Source organism: Streptomyces sp. S465 (assembly GCF_026898115.1).
In the GTDB taxonomy this organism is placed as follows: domain Bacteria; phylum Actinomycetota; class Actinomycetes; order Streptomycetales; family Streptomycetaceae; genus Streptomyces; species Streptomyces luomodiensis.
Map to the genome: position 1 here is coordinate 8,101,891 of NZ_CP114036.1, position 25,338 is coordinate 8,127,228.

General features: G+C 71.5%; 21 protein-coding genes. 7 read left to right on the forward strand and 14 right to left on the reverse strand.

What is annotated here, in order from left to right; genetic code table 11:
* The first annotated feature begins 12 nt into the window (after positions 1 to 12).
* Positions 13 to 876: a class II fructose-bisphosphate aldolase gene (locus tag N6H00_RS34275; protein ID WP_268975725.1), complete on the forward strand. Its 864-nt coding sequence runs from the start codon at positions 13 to 15 to the stop codon at positions 874 to 876.
* A gap of 151 nt (positions 877 to 1,027) precedes the next feature.
* Here the strand turns inward: N6H00_RS34275 and N6H00_RS34280 are convergent, their stop codons facing one another.
* Positions 1,028 to 1,942, reverse strand: a complete 915-nt coding sequence (locus N6H00_RS34280) for a LysR family transcriptional regulator (RefSeq protein ID WP_268975726.1) — start codon at positions 1,940 to 1,942, stop codon at positions 1,028 to 1,030.
* Positions 1,943 to 1,974: 32 nt separating this feature from the next.
* Entirely contained in the window at positions 1,975 to 2,583 is a 609-nt protein-coding gene (locus N6H00_RS34285; RefSeq protein ID WP_268975727.1) for an NIPSNAP family protein, read from the reverse strand.
* A 55-nt stretch (positions 2,584 to 2,638) separates the two neighbouring features.
* Here N6H00_RS34285 and N6H00_RS34290 point away from each other — a divergent pair, with 55 nt between their 5' ends.
* Positions 2,639 to 3,286: a TetR/AcrR family transcriptional regulator gene (locus N6H00_RS34290; RefSeq protein ID WP_268975728.1), complete on the forward strand. Its 648-nt coding sequence runs from the start codon at positions 2,639 to 2,641 to the stop codon at positions 3,284 to 3,286.
* Positions 3,287 to 3,335: 49 nt separating this feature from the next.
* On the opposite strand, the gene N6H00_RS34295 is transcribed toward N6H00_RS34290, so the two are convergent.
* From N6H00_RS34295 to N6H00_RS34315, 5 genes are all read right to left on the reverse strand, one after another.
* Positions 3,336 to 4,820, reverse strand: a complete 1,485-nt coding sequence (locus N6H00_RS34295) for a glycoside hydrolase family 43 protein (protein WP_268975729.1) — start codon at positions 4,818 to 4,820, stop codon at positions 3,336 to 3,338.
* Positions 4,821 to 4,900: 80 nt separating this feature from the next.
* Positions 4,901 to 6,751, reverse strand: a complete 1,851-nt coding sequence (locus N6H00_RS34300; protein WP_268975730.1) for a glycoside hydrolase family 76 protein — start codon at positions 6,749 to 6,751, stop codon at positions 4,901 to 4,903.
* A 140-nt stretch (positions 6,752 to 6,891) separates the two neighbouring features.
* Positions 6,892 to 9,183, reverse strand: coding sequence for an AbfB domain-containing protein (locus N6H00_RS34305; protein WP_443073255.1), 2,292 nt, complete (start codon positions 9,181 to 9,183; stop codon positions 6,892 to 6,894).
* 279 nt (positions 9,184 to 9,462) lie between these two features.
* Entirely contained in the window at positions 9,463 to 9,921 is a 459-nt protein-coding gene (locus N6H00_RS34310; RefSeq protein ID WP_268975731.1) for a hypothetical protein, read from the reverse strand.
* 3 nt (positions 9,922 to 9,924) lie between these two features.
* Entirely contained in the window at positions 9,925 to 10,386 is a 462-nt protein-coding gene (locus tag N6H00_RS34315; RefSeq protein WP_361257136.1) for an ATP-binding protein, read from the reverse strand.
* 253 nt (positions 10,387 to 10,639) lie between these two features.
* On the opposite strand from N6H00_RS34315, the gene N6H00_RS34320 reads away from it, so the two are divergent.
* Both N6H00_RS34320 and N6H00_RS34325 read left to right on the forward strand, forming a co-directional pair.
* The gene (locus N6H00_RS34320; RefSeq protein WP_268975732.1) at positions 10,640 to 11,515 is read left to right on the forward strand and encodes a helix-turn-helix domain-containing protein; all 876 of its coding nucleotides are present in this window, start codon (positions 10,640 to 10,642) and stop codon (positions 11,513 to 11,515) included.
* 103 nt (positions 11,516 to 11,618) lie between these two features.
* On the forward strand, positions 11,619 to 12,434 hold the full coding sequence (locus N6H00_RS34325; RefSeq protein WP_268977230.1) for an SAM-dependent methyltransferase: 816 nt from the start codon (positions 11,619 to 11,621) through the stop codon (positions 12,432 to 12,434).
* 119 nt (positions 12,435 to 12,553) lie between these two features.
* Here the strand turns inward: N6H00_RS34325 and N6H00_RS34330 are convergent, their stop codons facing one another.
* Both N6H00_RS34330 and N6H00_RS34335 read right to left on the reverse strand, forming a co-directional pair.
* A complete protein-coding gene (locus N6H00_RS34330; RefSeq protein WP_268975733.1) occupies positions 12,554 to 13,246 on the reverse strand; it encodes a response regulator in 693 nt (230 codons plus the stop codon).
* The gene (locus N6H00_RS34335; protein WP_268975734.1) at positions 13,243 to 14,892 is read right to left on the reverse strand and encodes a sensor histidine kinase; all 1,650 of its coding nucleotides are present in this window, start codon (positions 14,890 to 14,892) and stop codon (positions 13,243 to 13,245) included. The genes N6H00_RS34330 and N6H00_RS34335 overlap by 4 nt, the downstream gene beginning before the upstream one ends.
* Before the next feature lie 100 nt (positions 14,893 to 14,992).
* Between N6H00_RS34335 and N6H00_RS34340 the strand changes: the two genes are divergently transcribed.
* Both N6H00_RS34340 and N6H00_RS34345 read left to right on the forward strand, forming a co-directional pair.
* On the forward strand, positions 14,993 to 15,982 hold the full coding sequence (locus N6H00_RS34340; protein ID WP_268975736.1) for a Bug family tripartite tricarboxylate transporter substrate binding protein: 990 nt from the start codon (positions 14,993 to 14,995) through the stop codon (positions 15,980 to 15,982).
* A gap of 124 nt (positions 15,983 to 16,106) precedes the next feature.
* Positions 16,107 to 17,540 carry a GntP family permease gene (locus N6H00_RS34345; protein ID WP_268975738.1) on the forward strand — a complete coding sequence of 478 codons (1,434 nt, stop codon included), beginning with the start codon at positions 16,107 to 16,109 and terminating at the stop codon, positions 17,538 to 17,540.
* A gap of 144 nt (positions 17,541 to 17,684) precedes the next feature.
* Here the strand turns inward: N6H00_RS34345 and N6H00_RS34350 are convergent, their stop codons facing one another.
* Positions 17,685 to 18,620: a D-alanyl-D-alanine carboxypeptidase family protein gene (locus N6H00_RS34350; protein ID WP_268975739.1), complete on the reverse strand. Its 936-nt coding sequence runs from the start codon at positions 18,618 to 18,620 to the stop codon at positions 17,685 to 17,687.
* Between the two features lie 369 nt (positions 18,621 to 18,989).
* Between N6H00_RS34350 and N6H00_RS34355 the strand changes: the two genes are divergently transcribed.
* Entirely contained in the window at positions 18,990 to 20,651 is a 1,662-nt protein-coding gene (locus N6H00_RS34355) for a cellulase family glycosylhydrolase (RefSeq protein ID WP_268975740.1), read from the forward strand.
* A 19-nt stretch (positions 20,652 to 20,670) separates the two neighbouring features.
* Here N6H00_RS34355 and fahA read toward each other — a convergent pair whose 3' ends face one another.
* Genes fahA through N6H00_RS34375 form a run of 4 tightly spaced genes read right to left on the reverse strand, consistent with a single transcriptional unit; the run spans position 20,671 to position 25,325 of the window.
* A complete protein-coding gene (fahA, locus tag N6H00_RS34360; protein ID WP_268975741.1) occupies positions 20,671 to 21,882 on the reverse strand; it encodes a fumarylacetoacetase in 1,212 nt (403 codons plus the stop codon).
* Positions 21,883 to 21,897: 15 nt separating this feature from the next.
* Complete coding sequence (locus N6H00_RS34365) at positions 21,898 to 22,755, reverse strand: hypothetical protein (protein WP_268975742.1); 858 nt, start codon at positions 22,753 to 22,755, stop codon at positions 21,898 to 21,900.
* Positions 22,752 to 23,954, reverse strand: a complete 1,203-nt coding sequence (locus tag N6H00_RS34370) for a homogentisate 1,2-dioxygenase (RefSeq protein ID WP_268975743.1) — start codon at positions 23,952 to 23,954, stop codon at positions 22,752 to 22,754. The genes N6H00_RS34365 and N6H00_RS34370 overlap by 4 nt, the downstream gene beginning before the upstream one ends.
* Before the next feature lie 24 nt (positions 23,955 to 23,978).
* Positions 23,979 to 25,325 (reverse strand): MFS transporter, encoded by a 1,347-nt coding sequence (locus N6H00_RS34375; RefSeq protein WP_268975744.1) that lies wholly within the window; start codon positions 25,323 to 25,325, stop codon positions 23,979 to 23,981.
* Positions 25,326 to 25,338 lie beyond the last annotated feature (13 nt).

Below are 25,338 nucleotides of genomic sequence, written 5' to 3' on the forward strand. Positions count from 1 at the left end.
AGGACGTCTCCCATGCCCCTCGCCTCCACCGACCGGGTCCTCGCCGCCACCCCGCTGGCCGCGGGCGCCTTCAACGTCGTACTCATCGAGCAGCTCGAAGCGGTCCTCACCGGGGCGGCGCGGGCCGGGCTGCCGGTGATCGTGCAGATCAGTGAGAACGCCGTGGCCTACCGCGGCGCGCTCGCGCCGCTCGCCGCGGCGGCCCACGCGGCCATCGCCGCCGCCGATGTGCCGGTGGCCCTCCACCTGGACCACGCCACCCGGGTCGACCTCATCGAGGAGGCCGTGGCCCGCGGCTTCACCTCCGTCATGTACGACGGGGCGCACCTGCCCTGGGAGGAGAACGTGGCCCGCACCCGGGAGGTCACCCGGTGGTGTCATGAACGGAAGGTGTTCGTCGAGGCGGAGCTCGGCGAGATCGGCGGAAAGGACGGAGCACACGCGCCGGGTGTCCGTACCGATCCGCGGGAGGCGGCGCGGTTCGTCGCCGACACCGGCGTCGACGCCCTCGCGGTCGCGGTCGGCACCTCCCACCAGATGAGCGACCGGACCGCCACGGTCGACCTGGACCTGGTGCGCGCACTGCGCGCCGCCGTACCGGTACCCCTGGTGCTGCACGGCTCGTCCGGGGCGGACGACGCGACGCTCCAGGCGGCCGTCCACGCCGGCATGAAGAAGATCAACATGTCGACCCATCTGAATGTGGTCTTCACCGGAGCCGCCCGCGCGACGCTCGACGCCGACCCGGCCGTGGTGGACCCGCGCCGCTATCTGCGGCCGGCCCGCCACGCCATGGCCGCCGAAGTGGCCCGCCTGCTCCGGCAGCTCAACACCCCGCAGCAGGTGCTCACGGCGACCGCCCCGGCGGCCCGCTGAGAAAGAACGCCTGAGAAACAGCGCCCGAGCAAGAGTGTCCGAGAAACAGCGCCCGAGAAATAGTGTGCCAAGCGGCGCTCAGGGCGCGGCCGCGGCACACGGGCGCGGGACCAGTCGGCGAGGTGGCCGAACGGCCGGGCGCCCGGAGACCTCAGTCCCGGGCGTCCACGGGGCCGTCGGTCACCTCGCCGAGCACCTCCCGCACCTGGCCGCGGAGCCATGCGTGGGCCGGATCGCCGTCGTGGCGGTGGTGCCAGGTCATGACCACCCGGGCCGGGGGCAATTCCACGGGGAGCCGCCGGGTGACGAGGCCGAGCCTCGCCGCGGCGGGCCAGCAGACCCGCTCGGCCACGATGACCACGGCGTCCGAACGGGACACCACCTCCAGCGCCGCGGCGCTGGTCGGCAGGGACGCGATCACCCGCCGGCGCAGGCCCCGCTCGGCGAGGGCGTCGTCGACGGCGTTGTGCAGCCGGCCACGGCGCGAGACGGTCACGAAGGCCATCCGGGTGAGCTTGTCGACATCGACCCTCCCCTTGGCGAGCGGATGGCCCCGCCGCAGTACCAGGACCATCCGGTCGGTACCCACCACGTCGGAGGAGATCTCCGGACGGTCCGGCTCCCGGGCGCCGATCTCCAGGTCGACGTGGCCACGGGTGAGATCGGGCTGGTCGGCGGACGCCTCGGCGAGCAGGCTCAGGCGGATGTGCGGGGCCGTGCCGCCGACCCTGGCGATCAGCGGCGCGGCGAGGGCGCCCAGCAGCGCGTCATGACCGCGCACCGTGAAGTGGCGGCTCAGCCGGGCCAGGTCGAGCCGGCGCACGGGGGTGAGCACGGCGGTGGCCCGCCGCACCAGTTCGCGGGTCTCCTCGCGCAGTTCGAGGGCGCGCGGGGTCGGGACCATGGTGCGGCCGGCCCGTACCAGGATCTCGTCGCCGGTCGCGCGCCGGATCCGGGCCAGTGTCCGGCTCATCGCCGGCGCTGAGAGATTCAGCCGGTCCGCCGCCCCGGACACGCTGTTCTCCTCCAGCAGCGCGTCGAGCGCCACGAGCAAGTTGAGATCCACATGCGCCACGGTAAGGGGTCCGCGGCACCGGGTCAGGACAGCGGGGAGATGGGGGTGGGCAGGGCGATCGTGGAGGTGGCGTGGGCGATGTTCTCCGGGCCGTTCTCCGGCGGCCAGAATCCCTGTTCGTAGGAGGTCCGGCGGATCTCCAGCCGGGCGTTGAGGTCGGGGAAGGGCCAGATGTGGGTGATGCGGGGGACGCCGTCCAGGCCGTACATGGCCGTCGTCAGGGGGTGGAGCCGGACGCGTGGCGGCACCGCGGCCTCCCAGCCGGCCATCGTGGGCACCAGACCGCCGACCTTGAGGTGGTAGGTGCGGAACTCGTACACGGAGCCGTAGTGGCCCGGCTCGACCGGTGGCAGGAAGGGGAACGGCGCGTAGCTCTCCACCTGGAAGGCGGTCAGGTGCTCGCCGATGCCGAACGGGTCGGAGCTGGTGAGGACGCGCCGGCGCTCCTCGGCGAGTTCCTCGGCGTCCTCGAAGCCGCGCAGCACGAGCAACTGCCCGACGATGACGCCGTGTTCGGGCTCCCAGCAGCCGAGCAGCCGGCCGCCGGCGCTCGTGGTGTAGGTCTCCAGCGCGGACAGGGCCTTGGGGACGGTGCGCAGCTTGAGGGACAGGGTCGCGAGTTCGTAGAGCATGCTAAAGTGAAGCATCACTTTAGTTACGGAGGCAAGCCCGGAGGAGGACCCGCCCGTGGACACCACCGCCGACGTGCCCGACGTGTCCGAGGGGCGCGGAACGCGGCAGCGTCCCCGGAGCGCGCGCAGCGCACGTGCGCATGACGCGGTCCTGACCGCGACCAGCGCGCTGATGCGCGAGGAGGGCATGGCCGCGGTCACCATCGACCGGATAGCCGGCCGGTCCGGTGTCAGCACGGCGACCATCTACAAGCACTGGCCCTGCAAGGCCGCCATCATGGCGGAGGCGTTCGGCCGGGACACGGCCGAGGCGGTGGCCTTCCCCGACACCGGCCGCCCCGTCGCCGACCTCGTCACCTTCGCGACCGATCTGCTGACCTACTACACCAGCCCGGAGGGCGCCCTCTTCGGGCAGCTGCTGGCCGCCTGCGCCGCCGAGCCGCAGGCGGCGCCGTACTTCCATGAGTTCTTCCTGCTGCCCCGCAGGGCGGCGCTGGAGCCGTACTGGGACCGGGCCGCCGAAGCGGGACTGACCCGGCCGGGCGTGGACGCGTCGACGGCCACGGACGTGCTGCTGGGCGCCCTGGCGTTCCGCCTGATGGCCGGGCACGCATCGCTGGCCCCCGACGAGGTGCGCACGCTGGTGGAGTACGCCCTGCACGGTCTGCTCGTACCGGCGGACGCGGGGGACGGCGCACCATGAGGTGGCCCCCGCCACCGGGCGGGGGCCACCTTCGGCGGGTGCCGGGTTCTCAGCGCGTGTACACCTCGGCACGGTCCACGCTCACGAACGAGGCCCCCGACTGGGCGTTGTGCTCGCCGGTGACCCGGACGCGCAGGGTGTGCCGGCCGTAGGGGAGCCGGGGACTGAGGTACTGGAGGGTCTCGCCGGTGCGGATCGCGCCGTAGAAGTCGACGCGTTGCTCGGTGCCGCCGTCGATGCTGAGGGCGGCGATGCCGTTGCCGGTGTCGCGCACCGACAGCAGGGCGATCCGGGTTCCGGTGAAGGAGAAGGTGGCGGTGTTGCCCGCCCGGTCGCTCCAGTGGTCGTCGCTCCAGAAGCACTGGGTGGCGCAGCCGGTGCCCGAGTTCCAGGTGCCGGTGTACGCGACGGTGCCGGCGCCGCTGGAACGGGCGTCGTCGTTGATCCAGTACGTGCCCGCTCCCGGGTCGCCGGAGGGCAGGTCCTGTGTGGCCCCCATGGCGAGCGGCCGGCCCAGGTCGGGGCTGCCGTCGGCGCGCCAGGAGATCTTCTGGGCGCGGGTGGTGCGGTCGGTGTAGGTGTTCACCGACGTGGTCTTGGCGTGGTAGACGATCCAGTCCTCGGTGCCGTCGGGGGAGCGGAAGAACGCGTGGTGGCCGGGGCCGAAGACGCCGTGGTCGTCGGCGCGGGAGAACACCGCACCGGTGTGCTGGGTCCAGTTGCCGGGCACGAGGGGGTCGGCGCCGTCCGGCAGGGACATCATCCAGACCTGGTAGTCCGGCTTGCCCGTGTCGCAGGTGGAGTACGTCATCCAGGTGCGGCCGTTGCGGTACAGGAACTCGGCGCCTTCGCGCACCTCGGGGCAGCCGCCGGCCGCGTTGAAGGCGACGGCGTTGCCCGAGACGGTGTAGGGGTTGGACATCGGGGCGATGTTGATGCCGTTGTGCTGGTACTGGTTGATCCCGGAGTAGGCGAGGTAGAGGCGCCCGTTGAGCGTCAGGACGCTGGGGTCGATGGCGAAGTCGGCTCTGTGGTTGGGCGGCGTCAGACGGGACTTGAAGTGGTAGGGGCCCGCCGGGTCGTCACGGTCGGACTCCAGCACGTAGATCCTGTGGTGGTCGTCCACGCCGTCGTCGGCGGTGTAGTAGAGGTACCAGCGCTCGTTGAAGCGGTAGAACTCCGGTGCCCAGATGTGCTGGTTGCGGGAGCTGTCGGTGTCCGTCCACACGGTGATGGGGTCGGCCTCGAGCAGGGTGCCGAGCGAGGAGGAGCGCCACATGCGGATGCTGCCGCCCTGCGTGGTGGTCAGGTAGTAGGACCCGTTCCAGAAGGTCATATACGGGTCCGGACCGGTGTTGAGCGGATTGCGGAAGGTGCCCGCGGCGGCTTGCGGTGTCGCGGCGGCGCGCGGTGCCGTGGCGGCTCCGGGGGCCGCGGCGGTGGCCGCCGGGGTGGCGACGAGGCCGCACAGGATGGCCAGAAGCGCGGTGAGCAGTGCCGCGTAGCGGCGGGCGGTGCGGGGCCCTGGGCCCATGGATGGCTCCTCACATCGGGTCGAGCGCGGGTGGTGGGGGGTTGGCGGCAGGTGGCCGGCCCGTCGGGTGGTGCGACGGGTCACCGGCCGTCCGCGGCCGTCAGCGCGCCGAGTGCACTGGCCTGGGTGCGCCAGTCCACCTGGTTCGGGGTGGTGCCCGACCAGCGCTGGCCGAGCCGGTTGAGGGAGTCCCGGTCGGTGCGCCAGATCGAGTCGGCCTGCTGGGTGATGTACGCCCGGTACGTGGCCGATCCGGTGGCGTCCGCGAGATCGGCGAGATGCCGCATGAAGACGCCCTTGAACTGTTTCTGGTTGTCGTCGCAGGTGTTCGTGCCGGTGTCGCAGGACTCGGTCAGGACACCGTCGCGGGTCAGCGCCGTCGAGGTGGTCGCGGCGTCGGCCAGGCGCCGGGCGGTGTCCAGGTACTGGCCGTTGCCGGTGGACCGCCACAGTTGGGTGAAGGCGCCGATGGCGAGCCCCTGGTTGTAGCTCCACACGGTCTGGCCGTTGTTGCGGCAGCCGCTGGTCAGTCCGTCGTTGACCAGTCCGGAGCTGTTGATCATGCCGCTGTTCAGGTACCAGGTGGCGGCCGTGGCCGCCCGGTCGCCCCACACGGTGTCGCCGGAGACCCGCTGGTGCAGCGAGGTCGTCAGCCACAGGTACAGCCCGTTGGTCACGGCGTTCTTGTAGGTGCGCTCGCGGTCCCACCACACACCGCCGCCGCAGGTGCCGGTGTCCCAGTACTGGTGGACGTAGGTGGCGATGGTGACCGCCTCGTCCAGATAGCGCCGCTCGTGCGTGTAGTCGTACGCGGTCAGCCAGGCCACCCCCCACCAGGCCGCGTCGTCGATGGCGCGGCTGATGAAGTGGCCCTCCACCGCGTCGGAGCTGCGCCCGCCGGCCGGGAAGACGCCGCGGTTCTGCTCGAAGGTGCGGGCGATGACCCAGTCGTAGTCGTGCCGCCCGGTGCGCTCGGCGAAGTCGATGAGCGAGGTGACCGCGACGGCCGAGTTCCACCAGCTGCTGCGCCACCAGCCCTCGTAGGTCTGGTACGAGGCCATCAGCGCGTCCGCCGCGGCGCGCGCCCGGGTCGGCGCGGGCCTGACCCAGGCCGTGCAGCTGCCCTCCTGGTGGGTGGCCTCACGGCCGCATGCGCGGACCGCGCCGCCGAACATCAGCCCGCGCGGGTCCCGGGTGGCGAACATGGCCGTTCGTGTCGAGGTCTTGCCCGAGGCCACGCTGGTACGGCCGAGGGAGGAGCCCTCGGGCCAGGTGGCGCCGTTGTCCCAGGAGCGGTCGAGCCAGATCTCGTCGCCCGTGCCGCCGCTGTCGATGACGCCCCACGCCATCCCGTTCTTCTGGTCCACGTGGACGCTGATGGTGCGTCCGAACAGCGTGGTCGAGGGCACCGGGCGGTCGTCGCCGGCCGCGGTGGCGGGGTCGGCGCCGTCGCAGAACGTGCCGTCGCACACCTTCGGGTAGACCCAGCCGGTGCAGGTGACGCCGCCGGCGTCACCGCAGGCGCGGACCCAGCCGCGCCGGTGTGCCACCGGGTCGGTGAGGTTGTACATCAGGGTGCGGGTGCCGGTCCAGGTGCTGGGGATGCTCGCCTTGCCGAGCAGGCCGTCCCAGGAGGCGCCCCGGTCCCAGGAGCGGTCGAGCCAGACCGCGTCACCACTCACGCCGTTGTCGATGCTGGCCCAGGCCATGTTGTCGGGGTCGGACACATGCAGCCGGAGGATGCGGCCATGGAGGTTCACCTCCGGCACGGGGAAGGTTTCGCGCTGTGCCTTGGAGGGGTCGAGGGTGTCGCACGCCAGCGCGCAGACCGGGGTGGCGGCACGGGACGGTGTGGGGAGGAGGACGAGACCGGCCAGGGCGATGGCCAGGGTCAGGAGTCCGCGAAGGACCCGGTGGAGACGCGCTGACATGACGTACCCGCCTTTCCGTGGGGGCCGTGCGCGTGCGGAGGTGGGGGGAGGGGAGGGGAGAGGCGGCGGCCGCCCGCGCGGGGCGGCCGCCATGACGGGACCGAAGGCGCGGGCCGGTCGGGCCGTGCCCGCGGGTGGCGTCAGGGAGCCCAGGGGGGCTCGATCGCCCAGGTGGTGTCCTCGGTGAAGGTGGCCGGGTTGTCCCAGTCGTGGGTGCCGCCCGACTGGGCCAGCCACAGCTCGGCGTCGATGTGCCGCAGGTACTGGCCGGGGAAGTTGGCGGCCGACATCCGGATGCCGCCGTTGCCCTGGATCGGGCACCAGGTCGCGTCCTGCTGGTACACGGTGGAGCCGTCGCCCGCCTCGCGCCGGACGCGGAAGTCGCGGTGGCGCAGGTATTCGCCCGGGTAGTTGCGGGACTCGAAGGAGTAGCAGAGCTTGTTCGCCAGTCCCGGCCGGACGGTCCAGGTGGCGTCCTTCTTCAGCAGGTCGGAGCTGGCCGCGTTGACCACCTCGGTGAAGCCCAGCCCGTCGTAGTGGCGGATGTAGCGGTCGGTGTAGCCGGGGGTGGTGACCCGGATCGACACGGACTGCCCGGCGGACAGTTTCACCGGTGCGCCGACCGTGCGGGAGGCGGCGATGAGCGCCTCGTTGGCCGCCCGCACCCGGGCCTGGTCGACCTTGACGACCTGGCGGTCGTAGGTCATGAGTCCGTTGGCCTCGTTCTCCACATCGGTGATCTGCGTGTAGACGGAGGCCGACAGGCCGCCCGCGGGCATGGAGTTCTCCCGCAACCCGTCGAGCAGGCCGACGAGCCGGTTGTTGAGCGCGGATGTGCTCGGCTGGTCCTCGTTGCTGAACCCGCCGCCCGGATACCACTCGTGGCCGGACACCCGGTAGCCCAGACCGCCGTACTCGCCGAGCACCGAGGCCCGTGCCGACTCGGTCGGGGTGTTGCCGGGGCCGACGTAGTTGTGGTTGTCGATGACGTCGCCGTTGCCGCCGTCCCGCGCGGCGCAGCAGTTGACCCCGCTCATGTTGTCGACCAGGCGGGAGGGGTCGTACGCCTTGACCATGTCCGCGATCCGGGCCTGGTCGTACTGGCCCCAGCCCTCGTTCTGATCGACCCACTGGATGAGTGAGGGCGAGCTGCGGTGCTGGTCGATGATGGCGCGGTACTCGCTCTCCCACTGGGCGCGGGCCGCGGTGTCCGGGGTCTTGGAGCTGTCCATGGAGGGCATGTCCTGCCACACCAGCAGCCCGAGCCGGTCCGCCCAGTAGAACCACCGCTGCGGTTCGACCTTGATGTGCTTGCGGACCATGTTGAAGCCCAGGTCCTTGTGTTTCTGGAGGTCGTACTTGAGGGCCTCGTCGGTGGGCGCGGTGTAGATGCCGTCCGGCCAGTAGCCCTGGTCCAGGGTTCCGGTCTGGAAGACGAACTTTCCGTTGAGCACCGGCCGCCGGACCCCGTTCACGTCCTTCACCGCGATCGACCGCATACCGGTGTAACCGCCGACCTTGTCGGCTCCGGCGCTGCCGGTCAGCTCGGCCGTGACGTCGTAGAGGAACGGGTCCTCGGGCGTCCACAGATGGGCGCCCGGCACCGGCACCGAGAGTTCGGTGCCCACCGTGCCGGTGGCGCTGCCCACCGTGGTGCCGCCGCTGGAGACGGTGACCTTGACGCCGGCGCCGTCCGCCCCGGAGCCGCGCACCGTGACCCGCAGGGTGTTGTCCTGAAGGTGCGGGACCATGTCCAGGCGGGTGATGTGCGCGGTGGGGGTGGGCTCCAGCCAGACGGTCTGCCAGATGCCGGACGCGGCGGTGTATTCGATGCTCCGGTCGGCGTGCGGGGCGATGTCCTGGATGCGCTGCTTGCCGAAGGCCTGACCGCCGGAGTCCGTCGGGTCGTACACGGAGACGACGATGGTGTTGGTGCCGCCGTTCAGCAGGGGCGTGATGTCGTAGGAGAAGGCGTCGTACCCGCCGCGGTGGACTTCACCGGCCCGGGTGCCGTTGACCCAGACCGTGGTCTCCCAGTCGGATGCGCCGAAGTTGAGCTGGACCCGGCGGCCGCTCCAGCCGGAGGGCACCGTGAAGGTGCGCTGGTACCAGAGCTTGTCGTTCTGGGTGATCTTGCGCTGGATGCCGGAGAGCGCGGACTCGGGTACGAACGGCACCCGGATCTGCTCGCCGAACGTGGCGGGCTGTCCGGCGTCGCGGGAGGTGACCGCGAAGTTCCAGATGCCGTTGAGATCGGTCCAGTCGTTCCGGGTGAGCTGCGGGCGCGGGTATTCCGGCAGGGGGTGGTCGACCGGGACCTGGTTGGTCCACGGGGTCGTCATCGGTGCGGGTTTGGGGTTCCAGGCCGGGGCGGCGTGGGAGGGGCCGGCGCCGGAGACGAGCAGGGCGGTGGCGGCCAGCGGGGGGACCACGGCGGCGGCCACGCGCCGCCGCCAGGTCCGTCTCGGGCGGAAAAGTGCGGGGAAGCGGAGGAACAAGTGTCTGAGCACGCTGCTGCTCCATGGTCCGGTTGGCCCCACCGCCCGTCGAGACGGTGGAACTCTTGCACAGGGAACACTTGCTGCACGAATACCAGAGCACTCGGATCTGTGGTTTGTCCAGACCTTGGGACAACGTTGTCGGTCAGGCCGACTCCCCTGCGCGGCGTCCTCGGGAGGACCGTCGGCGCACGGAAGACGGTGCGATCCGGCTCATACCGCTCGGGACGGCCCGGTGGCGTCCCCCGGCGACCAGCGGGGCCGGATGCCCGCGATATGGCAGGTCATGAAGTACAGCGGAATGGGCGGGGTGTAGGGCGAGTCGTCCTGGGGGTGATGGACCAGGCGGGGGTGGCGGGAGCGCACCAGACGTCCCGCGCCCCGGTCGGTCACACAGGCCCCGACCGCGTAGCTGGTGAACGGCGGCCAGGCGACGTCGATATGCGATCCGGAGGGCACGATCCACCACCACCGCTGATCGTCGGCGAAGACACAGCCGATGCGGGGCAGCGAGCGCATGACCCGCCGTCCGATGTCCGCGGGCATCCCCACCGCGTCGTAACCCAGCCTGGTGGGCAGCCCGTCCGGTATCCGGAGGCGCCGGCAGTGGTGTCGCCGGAAGCTCGTCGTGCCGGGCGACGAGGCGTCAGGGGCGATATGCGGTCGGTCCATGAGTCAGCGGCGCTCTTCCGTCCGCGACGCCAGCTCGGCCCATACGATCCGCCCCCGCCCGTGCGGGGCGTCCCTGACCCCCCAGGCGCTGCTCACCGCGCCGACCAGCAGGAGCCCGCGGCCGCCGTGCTCGTCGGGGCCCGGGGTGCGCGGCGCGGGCAGCGTGTGGGCCCGCGCCTGGTCCTCGACCTCGATGCGCAGAAGTCCCGCGCCACCGCCCAGTCTGCACTCCAGGCGGTCGCTGGCGGTGTGCGCGATCACGTTGGTGACCAGCTCGGAGACCACGAGAAGGGCGTCGTCGCACATCTGGGAGCCCACGCCCCAGGCGCGCAGCCGCTCGCGCACGGCCGCGCGAACCGTGCCCACCGAGGAGGCGGTGGCCGGCAGCCTTAAGGCGCATGCCGGGTGCGTGTCCTGTTCCCGCGGCGTCCGAGGGGGAGCCGGGGGCAGGGCGAGGGAAGCCACGAGCGGTCGCCTTTCGTCTGCCTGCGCACCATGGACCGTGCCGCTCCCGCACTGCGCAGTGCCTACGGACGAACCCACGCAAGCGTTCCCACCGTGATCGGACGGTGTGACCACTGTGACAGCTGCAATGAGCGAGTTGCAAGCGGTAAGTTGAAAATTGCAAGTTGCCAACGGAGCCGAGAGGGAGGGTGATCACCCGGCGCGGCGCTCGTGACACACTGCAACGGTGAAGCTGGGTGTGGGGAGGTGGAGCGTGGCGGCGGAAACCGCATGGGGCGGTGCTCCCCCCGTCCTGCGCCTGATCCTCGGCAGGCAGCTGGAGGAGCTGCGGACCCGCGCCGGTCTGACGTACGACCAGGCGGGCGCGGTGATCGGGGTCAGCCACTCGACCATCCGCAGGATGGAATCCGCCAAGGTGGCCCGGCTCAGACTTCCGGACGTGGAGAAGCTGCTCCGGACCTACGGCGTCACCGACCAGCGTGAGCTGGACACCTTCCTGAAGTCGGTGCGCGAGGCCAACAAGCGCGGCTGGTGGCACACCTACCGCGATGTGATGCCGGACTGGTTCGCCGCGTATCTGAGCCTGGAGCAGGCGGCACTCCAGATCCGCGGCTACGAGGCGCAGTTCGTCCACGGGCTGCTCCAGACGGAGGACTACGCCCGTGCGCTGCTCAGCGCCGGCCATCCGCACGCCGCGCCGGAGGCCACCGAGCGCAGGGTCGCCCTGCGGATGCAGCGTCAGGAACTGCTGACCCGCGAGACCCCGCCCCGGGTGTGGGTCGTGATGGACGAGACGGTGCTGAGGTGGCCGGTCGGGGGCGCGGCCGTGATGCGCGCCCAGATCGACCACTTGATCGAGGTCAGCGCCCTGCCCCATGTCACCGTGCAGATCATGCCGTTCCGCAACGGTCCGCATCCCGCCATGCCGGCCGGTGCGTTCGACGTCTTCCGGTTCCGGGCCAAGGAGTTGCCCGACATCGTCTACCTCAGCGGGCTGGTCGGCGCCGTGTACCTGGACAAGGAGGAGGACGTGGTGGTCTACCGCGAGGTCCTGGACCGGATGGGCGCCCAGTCGGTGCCCGCCCGGAAGACCGAGGACGTCCTCGGCGCGATTCGCAAGGAGCTCTGAAACGCACTCAGCAGCGCACTCAGCAGTGCACCACTGACGATCCACGAAGATGCATGACCCGAAGACCGATGACGATCCGGACGATCCAATGGGAGGGGACGCGTTGAGCGAGAACGGATGGTCGGCCGACCGTATCGACACCGAGAGCGCGCATTCGGCACGTATCTACGACTACATCCTCGGCGGCAAGGACTACTACCCGGCCGACAAGGAAGCGGGCATCGCCATGTCCCGGGAGTGGCCCGCCCTGCCGATCCATATGCGGGCCAACCGCGACTTCATGAACCGGGCCGTGCGCTATCTGGCGGAGGAGGCGGGAGTCCGGCAGTTCCTGGACATCGGGACCGGCATCCCGACGTCACCCAACCTCCACGAGATCGCCCAGACGGTCGCCCCGGACGCCCGGGTCGTCTACGTGGACAACGACCCCATCGTCCTCACCCTCTCCCAGGGCCTGCTCGCCAGCACCCCCGAAGGCAGGACCGCCTATGTCGAGGCGGACATGTGCGAGCCCGCCACCATCCTGGACGCCCCCGAACTCCGCGACACCCTCGACCTCAGCCGGCCGGTCGCCCTGACCGTGATCGCCATCGTGCACTTCGTCCTGGACAAGGACGACGCCTACGGCATCGTCAACCGCCTCCTGGAGCCCCTGCCCTCCGGAAGCTATCTGGCGATGTCCATCGGCACCGCCGACTTCGCGCCGGACGAGGTGGCCCGGGTCGCACGCGAGTACGCGGCGCGCGACATGCCCATGCGCCTGCGCACCGAGGCCGAGGCCAAGCGGTTCTTCGACGGCCTGGACCTGGTCGAACCCGGCCTCACCCAGGTCCACAAGTGGCGCCCGGACGGGGCCGGCACGGAAAACATCAAGGACGAGGACATCGCCATGTACGGGGCGGTCGCCCGAAAGCCCTGAGCCGCCCGGCCTGTTCTTCGGTTGCCTTGCCCCTTCCTTCCCGTTTCTTGTTCCCGCCGCACGAGGCTCCGCCCGGCACGCCGGGCGAGGCACCCGACGCTCCGCGCGGAGCGAAGCCCCTACGCCCGCCAGCTGTAGCGGCGCTCCGGGCGCCCGGCGGTGCCGTAGCGCAGGGAGACGTCGGCGTTCCCGGTGGCGTGGAAGTACTCCAGGTAGCGGCGGGCGCTGACCCGGGAGATGCCGGTGGCGGTGGCCGCCTCGGCGGCGGAGACGGTGCCGTCCGCCTCGCGGAGGGCGCGTTCGACGAGCTGGGCGGTCTCCACGCTCAGGCCCTTCGGCAGGGCGCTGCCCGCCGGGGGTGCGAAGGCCCCGGCCAGGACGCGGTCCACGTCCGCCTGGCCGCGGACCACCGTGGTGAGCAACCGCCCGCGCTGGGTGGCGTACCGTTCGAGGCGGGGCTGGAGGTCCTCGTAGTCGAAGGGCTTGAGGAGGTAGTCGACCACGCCCTGGCGGACGGCGCCGCGCACCGCGTCCGCCTCCCGGGCCGCGGTGATCACCATGACGTCGCAGTCGTGGCCCGCGGTGCGCAGCCGGGGGATGACGTCCAGGCCGAAGAGGTCCGGCAGGTACAGGTCGAGCAGGACCAGGTCGGGGCGGAGGGCGTCGACCGCCTCGATGGCCTGTTCACCGGTGTGGGCGGTGCCGACGACGCGGAACGGTGCCACCCGTTCGACGAAGGTGCGGTGGACGCGGGCCACCATGAAGTCGTCGTCCACCACGAGCACGTCGATCGTGCCGGCCGGCTCGGTCATCGGGTCGCTCCTTCCGCCACCGCGTCGGCGGGGTGGCTGACGGACATGCGGGCGCTGAACATCGCGCCCTGCGGGGTGTTGGTCACCGCGACCTCGCCGCCGCGGCGCTCGCAGACGAGCCGGGTCAGGGCGAGCCCGATACCGCGCTCGCCCTCCCGGGCGGCCTTGGTGGTGAAGCCGTGGGCGAAGACCTCCTGGGCGAGTTCGGGGGCGACACCGGGACCCGAGTCGCGCACCACGATCTCCACGCTGGCGTTGTCCTGCCGCAGCTCCACCTCCACCCAGGGCTCGTCGCCGGTGCCGGGTTCGGATGTGGCGGCGTCGATGGCGTTGTCGACCAGGTTGCCCACCACGGTCGCCACATCGGCGGCGTCCTCCGGGGTCAGCCGGCCGAGCGCGGTGCGGTCCGACAGGCGCAGGGCCACCTTCCGCTCGGCGGCCTGGGACGCCTTCGCCATCAGCAGCGCGGCGACGGCGGTGTCCCGGACCCGGCGGCCGATGGACATGTCGAGCGACTGCCGGCGCTGGTTCAGCGCCCGGATGTAGCGCACCACCTCCTCCTGCTCGCCGATCTGGATCAGTCCGGAGATGGTGTGCAGCTGGTTGGCGAACTCGTGGGTCTGCGCGCGCAGCAGCTCCGAGGTGCTGCGGAAGGAGCCGATCTCGCGCTCCAGCCTGGCCAGCTCGGTGCGGTCCCGCAGAGTGGTGACGGAGCCGAGCGGCCGTCCGTCCTTGACGACGGTCATCCGGTTCATCACCAGGACCCGGCCGTGCCGGACGACGACCTCGTCCTTGGGGTCCGCCGACTCCTTCCGCGCACCGGCCAGCACGTCCAGCAGCCGCCCCTCGATGCCGAGCTCGGCCAGGTCCCGGCCCACACAGTCCTCGGGCAGGTCCAGCAGCCGTCTGCCCACGTCGTTGACGAGGGTCACCCGCTGCTGCGGATCGAGGGCGACGACGCCCTCGGCGATGCCGTACAGCATCGCCTCGCGGTGCTCGGCCAGCCCGGTGATCTCACGCGGCTCCAGACCGAGGGTCTGCCGTTTGACACGCCGGGCGAGCAGCCAGGAGCCGACGACGCCGAGCGCGCTGGCGACGCCGAGGTAGACGGGCAGGTAGGAGGAGGCGCCGCTGAGCCGCTGCCACACCGTGGGAGACGCCTCGCCGATCATGACGGTGCCCAGGTTCCGGCCCAGGTCGTCCCCCGTGGCACCGAGGACCGGCACCTGGGCCACCAGCTCCCGGCTGCCGTCCCAGTCCAGCGTGCCCGACCAGCCGCGGCCCTCGGCCACCCCCTTGCCCAGCGGCAGCCGGTCGCCGAGCACCGTGGGGTTGGTGGAGCTGACGATGCGGCCCTCGCGGTCGGCCACCGTCACGGACGTCACCCGCGACTGCACCCGCGTGGAGTACACCAGCGGGGCCAGCGCCTCCGCCGGGGAGGGCCCCACCAGCCGGCTGCGCACCAGCGGCTGGGCGGCCAGCTGCTCGGCGAGCGCACCGACCCGGCGGCCCTCCACCCGGTCGAAGGTGGCCTCCGACTGCGCGAGCGAGACCGCGGCGACCGCCATCAGCACCACGACCACGATGGCGAGCTGGAGGACCAGCATCTCGCCCGCGAGCGTTTGGCGACGGAACGCGGCGACCACAATGAACTCAATCTCTCCTGCTGACACAACCTGGGCAGGTGTTCCGCCAGGCCGCACAATCATGGCGTCCGCCGTGTGGGAAGCGAAAGGGAGGTGTGCCATGAGAGGCCGTACCCGGGCCCTGTCCGGCGCCCTCGCCGTGGTGCTGTCCCTGCTCGTCGGGGCCTGCGGCGCCTGGCCGGGCACCGGCGACGCCGCGGCCGACGGCCGGCGGATCGTGGTGCCCAACACACCCGGAGGCGGGTACGACACTACGGCACGGACCGTGGCCCGGGTGCTGGAGGAGACCGGGACCGCCTCGGACGTGGAGGTGTTCAACCTGCCCGGAGCCGGTGGCACCGTCGGTCTCCAGCGCACCGTCGACGAACGGGGCAACGGCCGACTCGCCCTCCAGATGGGCCTCGGTGTCCTCGGCGCGTCACATGTCGCACACGCGAAGGTGACCGTCGCGCAGACCACGCCGATCGCCCGCCTGATCGAGGAACCCGAGGCGGTGGTGGTCCGCGCGGACTCGCCCTACCGCACCCTCGCTGACCTGGTCGCCGCCTGGCGAGAGGACCCCCGAGGCGTCACGGTCGGGGGCGGCTCCTCACCGGGCGGCCCGGAACATCTGCTGCCCATGGCCCTGGCCGACGCCATCGGCATCCAGCCGAAGAAGGTGCGGTACGTCGCCTACGACGGCGGGGGTGGCGACCTGCTGCCCGCGCTGCTGGACGGCCGGGTCGACTTCGCCACCAGCGGCGTCGGCGAGTTCCTCGGCCAGATCGCCGCCGGGCAGCTGAGGGTGCTCGCGGTCACCAGCGACCGGCCCGTCGCCACCCTGCCCGGGGTGCCGACGCTGAAGGCGGCCGGGATCGACCTGGTCTTCGACAACTGGCGGGGGATCGTCGCCCCGCCCGGTATCAGCGCCGCGGACCGGAAACGCTGGATCGAGGCGCTGACCGCGCTGCACACCTCCCGGCAGTGGCAGGCCGAGCTCACCCGCCACGGCTGGACCGACGCCTTCACCACAGGTGGCGCCTTCGCCACCTATCTGGCCCGGCAGGACAAGGCCGTGGCCGAACTGGTCCGGCACCTGGGACTGGACTGACCCACGCCCCCGGACGGGCGCCACCGGCGGCCGCCGGTGGCGCCCGCGGCCCCTGCTCCGCACCACCCCTGACCCGCCCCTGCCCTGGTGGCGTACGAACCCGCATGTCCCGGAAAGGCACCGCATGACCGCACACACCTGGTGGCTGCTGCTCATCCTCACGGTGGCGATCGCAGCACTGATCTACCTCATCAACTCCCGGCTGCGGATCCACCCGTTCGTCGCGCTGATCCTGGTCAGCGTGGGTACGGGGATCGCGGCCGGGGAACCCGTGGCGAAACTCACCGGCTCGATCGAGGAGGGTGCGGGCGGCACCCTCGGCGACGTCGGCGTCACCCTCGCCCTGGGCGCCATGCTCGGCCGGCTGCTGTCCGACTCGGGCGCCACCGACGCCATCGCCCGCGCCCTGGTGGCCCGCGCCGAGCCCCGCAAGCTGCCCTGGCTGGTCGGCGCCGCGGCGTTCGTCATCGGCGTGCCCATGTTCTTCGAGGTGGGCCTGATCGTCCTGCTGCCGCTGATCTTCAGCGTGGCCCGCAGACTGGAAGGCCAGGCAGGCACCAAGGGCAGCCCCTACGTCCTGCTGGGCGTGCCCGCCATCGCCTCGCTGTCCACCCTGCACGGCATGCTGCCGCCCCACCCCGGACCGCTCACCGCGATGACCGGTCTGCACGCCGACCTCGGGCTCACCCTCGGCGTCGGCCTGGTCTGCGCCGTGCCCACCGTCATCCTGGCCGGTCCCGTCTACGCCCGCTGGATCGCGCCCCGGCTCCTCGACGTCCGCCCGGACGCCGAACTGGTGGCGCAGTTCGCCGGCGCCGAGCGGGAGCCGGAGCCCGCCCCGGCCGCCTCGGGGCCCGGTGCGCAGGCGCGTACGGAGGCGTCCCGCCGGACCGGTGTGCCCACCGGCCTGGCCGTGGCGGCGGTGCTGGTGCCCGTCGTCCTGATGCTGCTGCGCACCGTGGCCGAGACGCTGATGGACGAGTCGAGCGGGCTGGGCGCGGCCCTCGTGTTCGCCGGAGAACCGCTGGTGGCGATGCTCGCCGGGTTCCTCTTCGCCCTGGTGGTGACGATCGCCCGCTCCGACCGCTCCGGTGAACAGACCCGCGCCTCCCTGACCGACAGCCTGAAGTCCATCGCCGCGATCCTGCTCATCATCGGTGGGGGAGGGGCGTTCAAGCAGGTCCTCCAGGACTCGGGGATCGGCGATGCCATCGCGTCGGCCGCCGAGGGCGCGCATGTCAATGTGATCCTGCTGGGCTGGCTCATCGCCCTGCTGCTGTCGCTGACCACGGGCTCGGCCACCGTCGGCATCGTCTCCGCCACCGGCATCGTGGCCCCGCTGATCGGGGACGGCGGTGGCCTGGAGGCATCCCTGCTCGTGGTCGCGATCGGGGCCGGTTCCATCGGCCTGAACTATGTCAACCACGCGGGGTTCTGGCTGGTGAAGGAGTCGTTCGGGATGGACCTCGGCCAGGCCACCAAGACCCAGACCGCGGTGCAGACCCTGGTCAGTGTGTTCGGTCTGGCGATGGCCCTGCTGCTGTCGGTGTTCGCCTGAGCCGCCGGTCGCCCAGGGCCCGGCGGCCCTTTGGGGTGAACGGCGGGTGAGGCGGGCGGTGGTGTCCCGCCGCGCGCCGACGGTGCCCCGGCCGGAACGATTCCGGCCGGGGCACCGCCGTGTCACGCTCGAGAAGCTCGCGGATCAGTCCCGCTGAGCTCCCTTGGGGAGCTGGCGCCACTTCACCTCGGTGTCGGTGTCGTACGTCCAGTCGAGCATCTTCTTCGCGTCCGGGTAGCGGTCCGCGTCATTGAGGACCACTCCCACGACCGTCTTGTCGCCGCGCTTGGCGGCGAACACCAGACAGGGGCCGGCGGGGGTGGTGGTCCCGGTCTTGACGCCGATCGCGCCCTCGTACGACCCCAGCAACTGGTTGGTGTTGTCCCAGGAGTAGTACCGGGTGCGACCGTTGGCCGCGGGTGCCTCCTGCTCGGTGGACACCGACTTGACGACCGTGTCGAACGTGGCGTTCTCCATGGCGTGGCGGGTCAGCTGTGCCAGGTCACGGGGCGTCGAGTAGTTGTCGGCATCGGCCGAGACACCGTCGAAGGAGTCGTACTGGGTGTTGGTCAGACCCAGGTCCTCGGCCTTCGTGTTCATCTTGGAGATGAACGACTTGGTGCGCTCGTCGGTGGTGTCGCCGGTACCGAAGGTGTCGGCCAGCGCCATCGCCGCGTCACAGCCCGACGGGAGCATCAACCCGTACAGCAGCTGGTTGACGGTGAGTTTGTCACCGGTCTGGAGGTCCGCCGTGCTGGCGCCCGCCTTGGTCACGTAGTCGCGGTACTCCTGCTTGATGGTGACCTGCTGGTTGAGGTCCACACCCTTGGTCTCGAGTACCACGAGGGCAGTCATGATCTTCGTGGTGCTCGCGATCGGACGCTTGGTGTCGGCGTCCTTGGCCATCAGCTCCTTGTTGGAGCCGGTGTCGAGCAGGTAGGCGCCCTGGGCGCTGACCTCCGGTGGTGGCTCGGTCGAAGCCTGGGCCATCGCCACCGGAACCGCGATCGATACGGCCACCGTGGACGCGACCGCCGCGACTTTCCAGCGACGGGTCACGGTTCCACGACGTTTATGCATTCGCCCTCCGTTTCGGTTGGGGATTGTTTCGGGCAAACGCATCGTCTCACCGGGCGAAAAGCGGGGATGCTTCGGGGTATCGGTCGAGCGATGTCTTTGGGGAATCAACCAGTCTTCGGACCAGCGGAGTTGACCGAATGGTGGATGTCGTAAGGCAGGTGTGGGGATTTCGGGTGGGAATTCGGGCGATCGCCGGAGGAGGGGCACGAATGCGGCACGGCCACCGTCGGGCGCGGACGGGTTCCGGCCGGAGGTCTTGACGGCTCCCGGGTGCGCTGCAATGGATGGGAGCGCTCCCGTCCACGGTGCTGGGAGCGCTCCCAATGCCGTTTCGCGGAAAGCCATCAGGCGCTCACTCTTGGAGTCGTGATGAGACGGAAAAGATCCCTGGCCGCCTTACTGGCCTTACTGGTCGGCCTTTTCGGAATGGCGGGTCTCGTGCGGACCGCCCACGCCGAGCCGGCCCGCTCGGCAGCCCCCTCGGCCCCCTCGGCCCCCTCGGCTCAGGGTCTGCACATCAGCGACGGCCGGCTGCTGGAGGCCAACGGCAACGACTTCGTCATGCGCGGTGTCAACCACGCCCACACCTGGTACCCGGGTGAGACGCAGTCACTGGCCGACATCAAGGCCCTGGGCGCCAACACCGTCCGGGTCGTCCTGTCCAACGGCCACCGCTGGACCGAGAACAGCCCCCAGGACGTGGCCGCCGTCGTCGCCCAGTGCAAGGCCAACCGGCTGATCTGCGTCCTGGAGGTGCACGACACCACCGGCTACGGCGAGGAGGCCGCGGCCGCCTCGCTCGACCAGGCGGCCGACTACTGGATCGGCCTCAAGAGCGTCCTGGCCGGCGAGGAGAACTACGTCATCATCAACATCGGCAACGAGCCCTGGGGCAACACCGACCCGTCCGGCTGGACCGCCCCCACCGTCGCCGCCGTCCAGAAGCTGCGCGCCGCCGGGTTCCAGCACACCATCATGGTGGACGCCCCCAACTGGGGACAGGACTGGCAGAACGTGATGCGCACCAACGCGCGGACCGTCTACGACGCCGACTCCACCGGCAACCTGATCTTCTCGATCCACATGTACAGCGTCTATGACACGGCGCAGGAGATCACCGACTATCTCAACGCCTTCGTCAACGCCGACCTGCCCCTCGTGGTCGGCGAGTTCGGCTGGCAGGACTCCTACGGCGATACCGACGAGGACACGATCCTGTCGGCCACCCGATCGCTGAAGCTCGGCTACCTGGCCTGGTCCTGGAGCGGCAACACCGATCCCATCCTGGACCTGACCACCGACTTCGACCCCACCCGGCTCACCGACTGGGGCAACCGCATCTTCAACGGCCCCGACGGCATCGCGGAGACCTCCGTGGAGGCCACCGTCTACGGCGGCGGCTCGGGCGGCGACACCCAGGCCCCGACCGCCCCCGGCGCCCCCACCGCCTCCGCCGTGACGGCCACCTCCGCCACTCTCACCTGGCCCGCCGCCACCGACAACGTGGGCGTCGCCGGCTACGACGTCGTCCGGGTCAGCGGCGGCACCGAGACCAGGGTGGCCACCGCCGCCGGCACCACGACGACCCTCACCGGCCTGACCGCCGCCACCTCCTACACCTTCGCCGTCTACGCCCGGGACGCGGCCGGCAACCGCTCGGCACGCTCGGCCACGGTCGGCGTCACCACCACGGAGGGCGGCGGCTCCGGCGCCGGTTGCTCGGTCGGCTACCGCGTGGCAGGCGAGTGGGGCGCCGGCTTCCAGGGCGAGATCGCCATCCGCAACACCGGCACCGCCGCCATCACCGGCTGGACCCTGACGTTCACCTTCGCGGACGGCCAGGTCATCACCAACATGTGGGGCGGCACACCGCGGCAGACCGGCGCCGCGGTGACCGTCACCGCCGCCTCCTACACCGCCACCATCCCGGCCGGCGGCTCGGTCACCCTCGGGTTCACCGCCGACAAGGGCGGCACCAACTCCGCGCCGACCGCCTTCACCCTCAACGGCGGCAGCTGCGCCACCGGTTAGCGTCCCCGCGGGCCGGCGGTCAGTCCTCGGTCCGGAGCGGCTGGGCGACGACGCGGCCACGGACCTCGCCGAAGCCGATGCGGGTGCCGTCCGGGCCGGGCGCGGTGGCCGTGATGGCCACCTCGTCGCCGTCCTCCAGGAAGGTCCGGGTGGGCCCGTCGGGCAGCGTCACCGGATCCCGCCCGTTCCAGGTGATCTCCATCAGGCAGCCGCGCTCCCGCGGGCCGGGCCCGCTGACCGTGCCGGAGGCGTAGAAGTCCCCGGTGCGCAGCGAGGCGCCGTTGACGGTCATGTGCGCGAGCATCTGGGCCGGTGTCCAGTACATCGCGCTGAACGGCGGGCGGGAGACCAGCTGTCCGTTGAGACGGACCTCCAGCGCCAGGTCCAGGCCCCAGTCCTCGCCGTCGCGCAGGTACGGCCGCAGTGGTTCGGTGCGCTCGGGCGGGGCGGTGCGGGCGGCGGCCAGCGCGTCCAGCGGCACGATCCACGGCGAGACGGACGTCGCGAAGGACTTGGCGAGGAACGGCCCGAGCGGCACGTACTCCCACGCCTGGAGGTCCCGGGCGCTCCAGTCGTTGACCAGGCAGACGCCGAAGACGTGGTCGGCGAAGTCGTCGACGCCGACCCGGGTGCCCCGCGGCGACGGGGTGCCGACGACGAAGCCGACCTCGGCCTCGATGTCGAGCCGCCGGGAGGGGCCGAACGGCGGTTCGGCACCGTCGGCCGGCCGGGTCTGACCCCACGGGCGGACCACGTCCGTCCCGGAGACCACCAGCGTGCCGGACCGGCCGTGGTAGCCGATCGGCAGGTGCTTCCACTGCGGGGTCAGCGGCTCCTGTCCCGGGCGCAGCATCCGGCCGATGTTCGCGGCGTGGTGCTCGGAGGCGTAGAAGTCCACGTAGTCGGCCGGCTCGAACGGCATCAGCATCCGCACCCGGTCGGCGCGGTGCAGCGCCGGTTCCACCGTGTCCCGCCCGGAGGCGTCGGTGAGCAGGGCGGTGATCTTGGCGCGGACGTCCCGCCAGCGGTCGCGGCCCTGGGCCAGGAAGGCGTTCAGGGCGGGCCGGGCGAAGGTGTCGTCGTCCAGGGCGCGGGCCAGGTCCAGGACGTGTTCGCCGATGGCGACGCCGACCCTTGGCGCGCCGCCGTCCGGCGCGAACACGCCGTAGGGAAGGTTGTGCAGGGTGAACGGGGAGTCCTCGGGCACGGGGACCCAGCAGCGGGAGGTCATCGCGGGGCAGTCCTTTCAGGCGGCGTCGAGGAGGGTGCGGGCCTCGGACACCGGCGTACGGGTGGAGCAGGAGCCGTAGGAGACCAGCAGGGCGCGGGCGGCGTCCGCGGCCTGCTGGGACAGCGCGGCCAGGTCGCGCGCGAGGGTGGCGGCGTCGGTGGTCTCCAGCGCGCGCAGCACGGGGGCCGGCTCGCCGGGGTCGGCGGCGGCGCGTGCGGCGGCCAGCAGGAGGTTCAGATAGCCGTGGTGGGTGAAGCCCGTCCCGGGGTCCCGGTGGCGCACCGCGTGGTGCAGCCCGGCGGTCGCCTTGAACGGGACGCCGGAGCGCGCACACGCCGTGACGAAGTGCGCGACCTCGGCGGGGGAGGGGAACAGCCCGGCCCGTACGCCACCGCAGCGCAGCTTGGCGCCGAGGCCCGGGACAGCCGCCGTGCCCATCGCCGCGAGCAGGGCGTCGACACCGTCCGGGGCGGCCGGTTCCAGGAACACCGGCACCCCGGCGCCGGCGGTCGCGTCCAGCACGGCGGGCACCGCCACGGCCGGATCGGTGCCGAACGCGGTGAGCGGCGCCTCGATCAGGGCGGTCTCCAGCCGGTTGTCGGCGGCGACCGTGGCCAGGGCGGCGCGCAGCCGGTCCGCCGGGGCGCCCGGCCCGGCCGTGTCCGCGATCAGCCCGAGCCGCAGCCGGTCGGCGGGCCGCAGTTCGGCGCGGACCTCCGCCAGCCGGCCGACCGGGACCAGGAGACGCAGGGTGTGCATGGGGTGGCCGGCCGCCCGGTCCCGGCGGTGCCGGGCCACCGCCTCGGCCGGCGGCAGCGCCGTCGGGGGAAACAGGCCGGCGTCGTCGACGAGCCCGGTGAGCAGCGCGGTCACGCGGCCGGCCCCCGGCCCGCCCAGGTCCAGGCGTAGCCCGGGTCCTCCGCGGCGAGCGCGCCCTCGCCGAGTTCCAGCGGGCGGAAGGTGTCGACCATCACGGCCAGTTCGTCGAAGAACTCGGCTCCGATGGAGCGCTCGTAGGCGCCGGGCTGCGGCCCGTGGGCGTGCCCGCCCGGGTGCAGCGACACCGAGCCCGGCCCGATGCCGGAGCCCTTGCGGGCCTCGTAGTCGCCGCCGCAGTAGAACATCACCTCGTCCGAGTCCACGTTGGAGTGGTAGTACGGCACCGGGATGGCCAGCGGGTGGTAGTCCACCTTGCGGGGGACGAAGTTGCAGATCACGAAGTTGTCGCCGTCGAAGACCTGGTGCGCGGGCGGCGGCTGGTGCACCCGCCCGGTCAGCGGTTCGAAGTCGTGCACGCTGAAGGTGTACGGGTACAGGCAGCCGTCCCAGCCGACCACGTCGAACGGGTGGGTGGCCTGGGTGAACACGGTGCCCAGCACCTCCCCGCGCGGGCCGCGGTGCTTGACGTACACGTCCACGTCGGTGCCGGTCGCCAGCAGTGGCCCGGCCGGGCCGTGCAGGTCCCGCTCGCAGTACGGGGCGTGCTCCAGCAGCTGTCCGTTGCGGGAGAGGTAGCGGCGGGCGGGGGAGATGTGCGAGTTCGCCTCCACGCAGTACAGCCGCAGCGGCTGGTCGCCCTGCGGGAGCCACCGGTGGGTGGTGGCCCGGGGCAGCAGCACATAGTCCCCGGGGCGGGCGGTCAGCGTGCCGAACACGGTCTCCACGGTGGCCGAACCGGCCTCCACGTAGACGCACTCGTCGCCGATGCCGTCCCGGTAGAACGGCGAGGCGGTGCCGGCGACGACGTAGGAGATGCGCACGTCGGCGTTGCCGAGCAGCAGCCGCCGTCCGGTCACCGCGTCGGTGTCACGCCAGTCGTCACCGGACCACAGGGCGTGGAGCTTGAAGTGGCGCGGCTTGAGCGGGTGGTTGGCGGTGGTGTTCTGGCCGGTCAGGTCCCAGGGACGGGAGTCGGTGATGGCCGAGGGGATCTCACGGTGGTAGAGCAGCGAGGAGTCGGAGGAGAACCCCTCCTCGCCCATGAGTTCCTCGAAGCGCAGACGGCCGTCGGCGTCCCGGTGCTGGGTGTGCCGCTTGGGCGGGATGTCACCGACACTGCGGTAGTAGGGCATGGCTGTTCCTTGCGTCGGGGTGGGTCAGACGCCCGCGGTGGTGGGCACGGCGGAGGCGTCGGCGGGCTGCCGGTCCCGGGGCACCTTGAGGACGGCGAGCATCGCGGCGCACACCACGAGACAGGCGATGGGGAAGTACAGGCCGACGGTGACGTCGTCGGCGGTGGCGTTCTTGCCGATGATGTAGGGGCTGAAGAAACCGCCCAGCGCGGCGATGGAGTTGATGCCGGCCAGACCCACCGCGGTCTGCTCACGCGGCAGCACCCGCGCCGCCAGCGCCCAGTACGGCGCCATGTAGCCGAGTACACCGACCGCGACCAGCGACAGGCAGATCAGCGCGGGCACCGGGTCGTGGCGGAAGGCGATCGTGCCGGCCAGGCCGAGCGCGCCCAGCAGCATCAGGCCGATGACGTGGAGGCGACGCTCGCCGGTGCGGTCCGAGGTGTGTGCCACCAGCAGCATGCCGACCGCGCCCACCAGGTACGGGATGGTTCCGAGCAGACCGATGTTGGTCGCCGAGTAGCCCGGGTCGAGCTGCTGGACGATCTTCGGCAGGAAGAACGAGAAGCCGTACAGGCCGCACGCCGCGAAGAAGTTGGCGACCGCGAGGTAGAGCACCTTGCGGTTCTTCATCGCCCGCAGCTGGTCCCGGACGGTCTCCTTGTGGGCGGCTCCGGCCGTGTACTCCTTGTCGATCTGCGACTGGAGCCAGGTGCGCTCGGCGGGCGCCAGGAACCGGGCGTCGGCCGGCCGGTCGGGCAGCCAGACCAGCGTGACCAGGCCGATCAGCACCGCGGGCGCGCCCTGGAGGATGAACACCCAGCGCCAGCCGCTCAGCCCGAACCAGTGGACGTGGTCCAGGATCCAGCCACCGGTCATGGAGCCGAGGATCATCGCCACCGGCTGCGCCAGCGCCAGCAGCGCGATGGCCCGGCCGCGTTCCCTGCCCCGGTACCAGAACGTCAGGTACAGCAGCAGACCGGGGAAGAGGCCGGCCTCGGCGATGCCCAGCGCGATGCGCGCGATGTACAGGTGGGTGACGCTGGAGACGAAGCCGGTGACCGCGGTCACCACGCCCCAGCTGATGGCGATGCGGGCCAGCCACAGCCGGGCCCCGACCTTCTTCAGCATCATGTTGCTGGGGATCTCCAGGACCACATAGGCCAGGAAGAAGATCGCGGCGACGGCGCCGAACGTGGCCGTCGTGATGCCCAGCTCCTGTTCCATGCCCAGCTGGGCGTAGCTGATGTTGGACCGGTCCATGTAGTTGAACACGTACAACAGGCCCACGATGGGGAAGATCCGGTACGAGACCTTCCTGGTGACTCTGCTGCCCAGGGCGGTGTCCTCGGCGTTGAGGTGCGCTCCCATGACGGCTCCTGAG

Bases quoted from the DNA above. Each gene is read 5' to 3' on its own strand.
- N6H00_RS34295 (WP_268975729.1), bottom strand. From the start codon at position 4,820: ATGGGCCCAGGGCCCCGCACCGCCCGCCGCTACGCGGCACTGCTCACC.
- N6H00_RS34350 (WP_268975739.1), bottom strand. From the start codon at position 18,620: ATGCATAAACGTCGTGGAACCGTGACCCGTCGCTGGAAAGTCGCGGCG.
- N6H00_RS34355 (WP_268975740.1), top strand. From the start codon at position 18,990: ATGAGACGGAAAAGATCCCTGGCCGCCTTACTGGCCTTACTGGTCGGC.
- N6H00_RS34275 (WP_268975725.1), top strand. From the start codon at position 13: ATGCCCCTCGCCTCCACCGACCGGGTCCTCGCCGCCACCCCGCTGGCC.
- N6H00_RS34310 (WP_268975731.1), bottom strand. From the start codon at position 9,921: ATGGACCGACCGCATATCGCCCCTGACGCCTCGTCGCCCGGCACGACG.
- N6H00_RS34300 (WP_268975730.1), bottom strand. From the start codon at position 6,751: ATGTCAGCGCGTCTCCACCGGGTCCTTCGCGGACTCCTGACCCTGGCC.
- N6H00_RS34330 (WP_268975733.1), bottom strand. From the start codon at position 13,246: ATGACCGAGCCGGCCGGCACGATCGACGTGCTCGTGGTGGACGACGAC.
- N6H00_RS34375 (WP_268975744.1), bottom strand. From the start codon at position 25,325: ATGGGAGCGCACCTCAACGCCGAGGACACCGCCCTGGGCAGCAGAGTC.
- fahA (WP_268975741.1), bottom strand. From the start codon at position 21,882: ATGACCTCCCGCTGCTGGGTCCCCGTGCCCGAGGACTCCCCGTTCACC.
- N6H00_RS34340 (WP_268975736.1), top strand. From the start codon at position 14,993: ATGAGAGGCCGTACCCGGGCCCTGTCCGGCGCCCTCGCCGTGGTGCTG.
- N6H00_RS34285 (WP_268975727.1), bottom strand. From the start codon at position 2,583: ATGCTCTACGAACTCGCGACCCTGTCCCTCAAGCTGCGCACCGTCCCC.
- N6H00_RS34345 (WP_268975738.1), top strand. From the start codon at position 16,107: ATGACCGCACACACCTGGTGGCTGCTGCTCATCCTCACGGTGGCGATC.
- N6H00_RS34370 (WP_268975743.1), bottom strand. From the start codon at position 23,954: ATGCCCTACTACCGCAGTGTCGGTGACATCCCGCCCAAGCGGCACACC.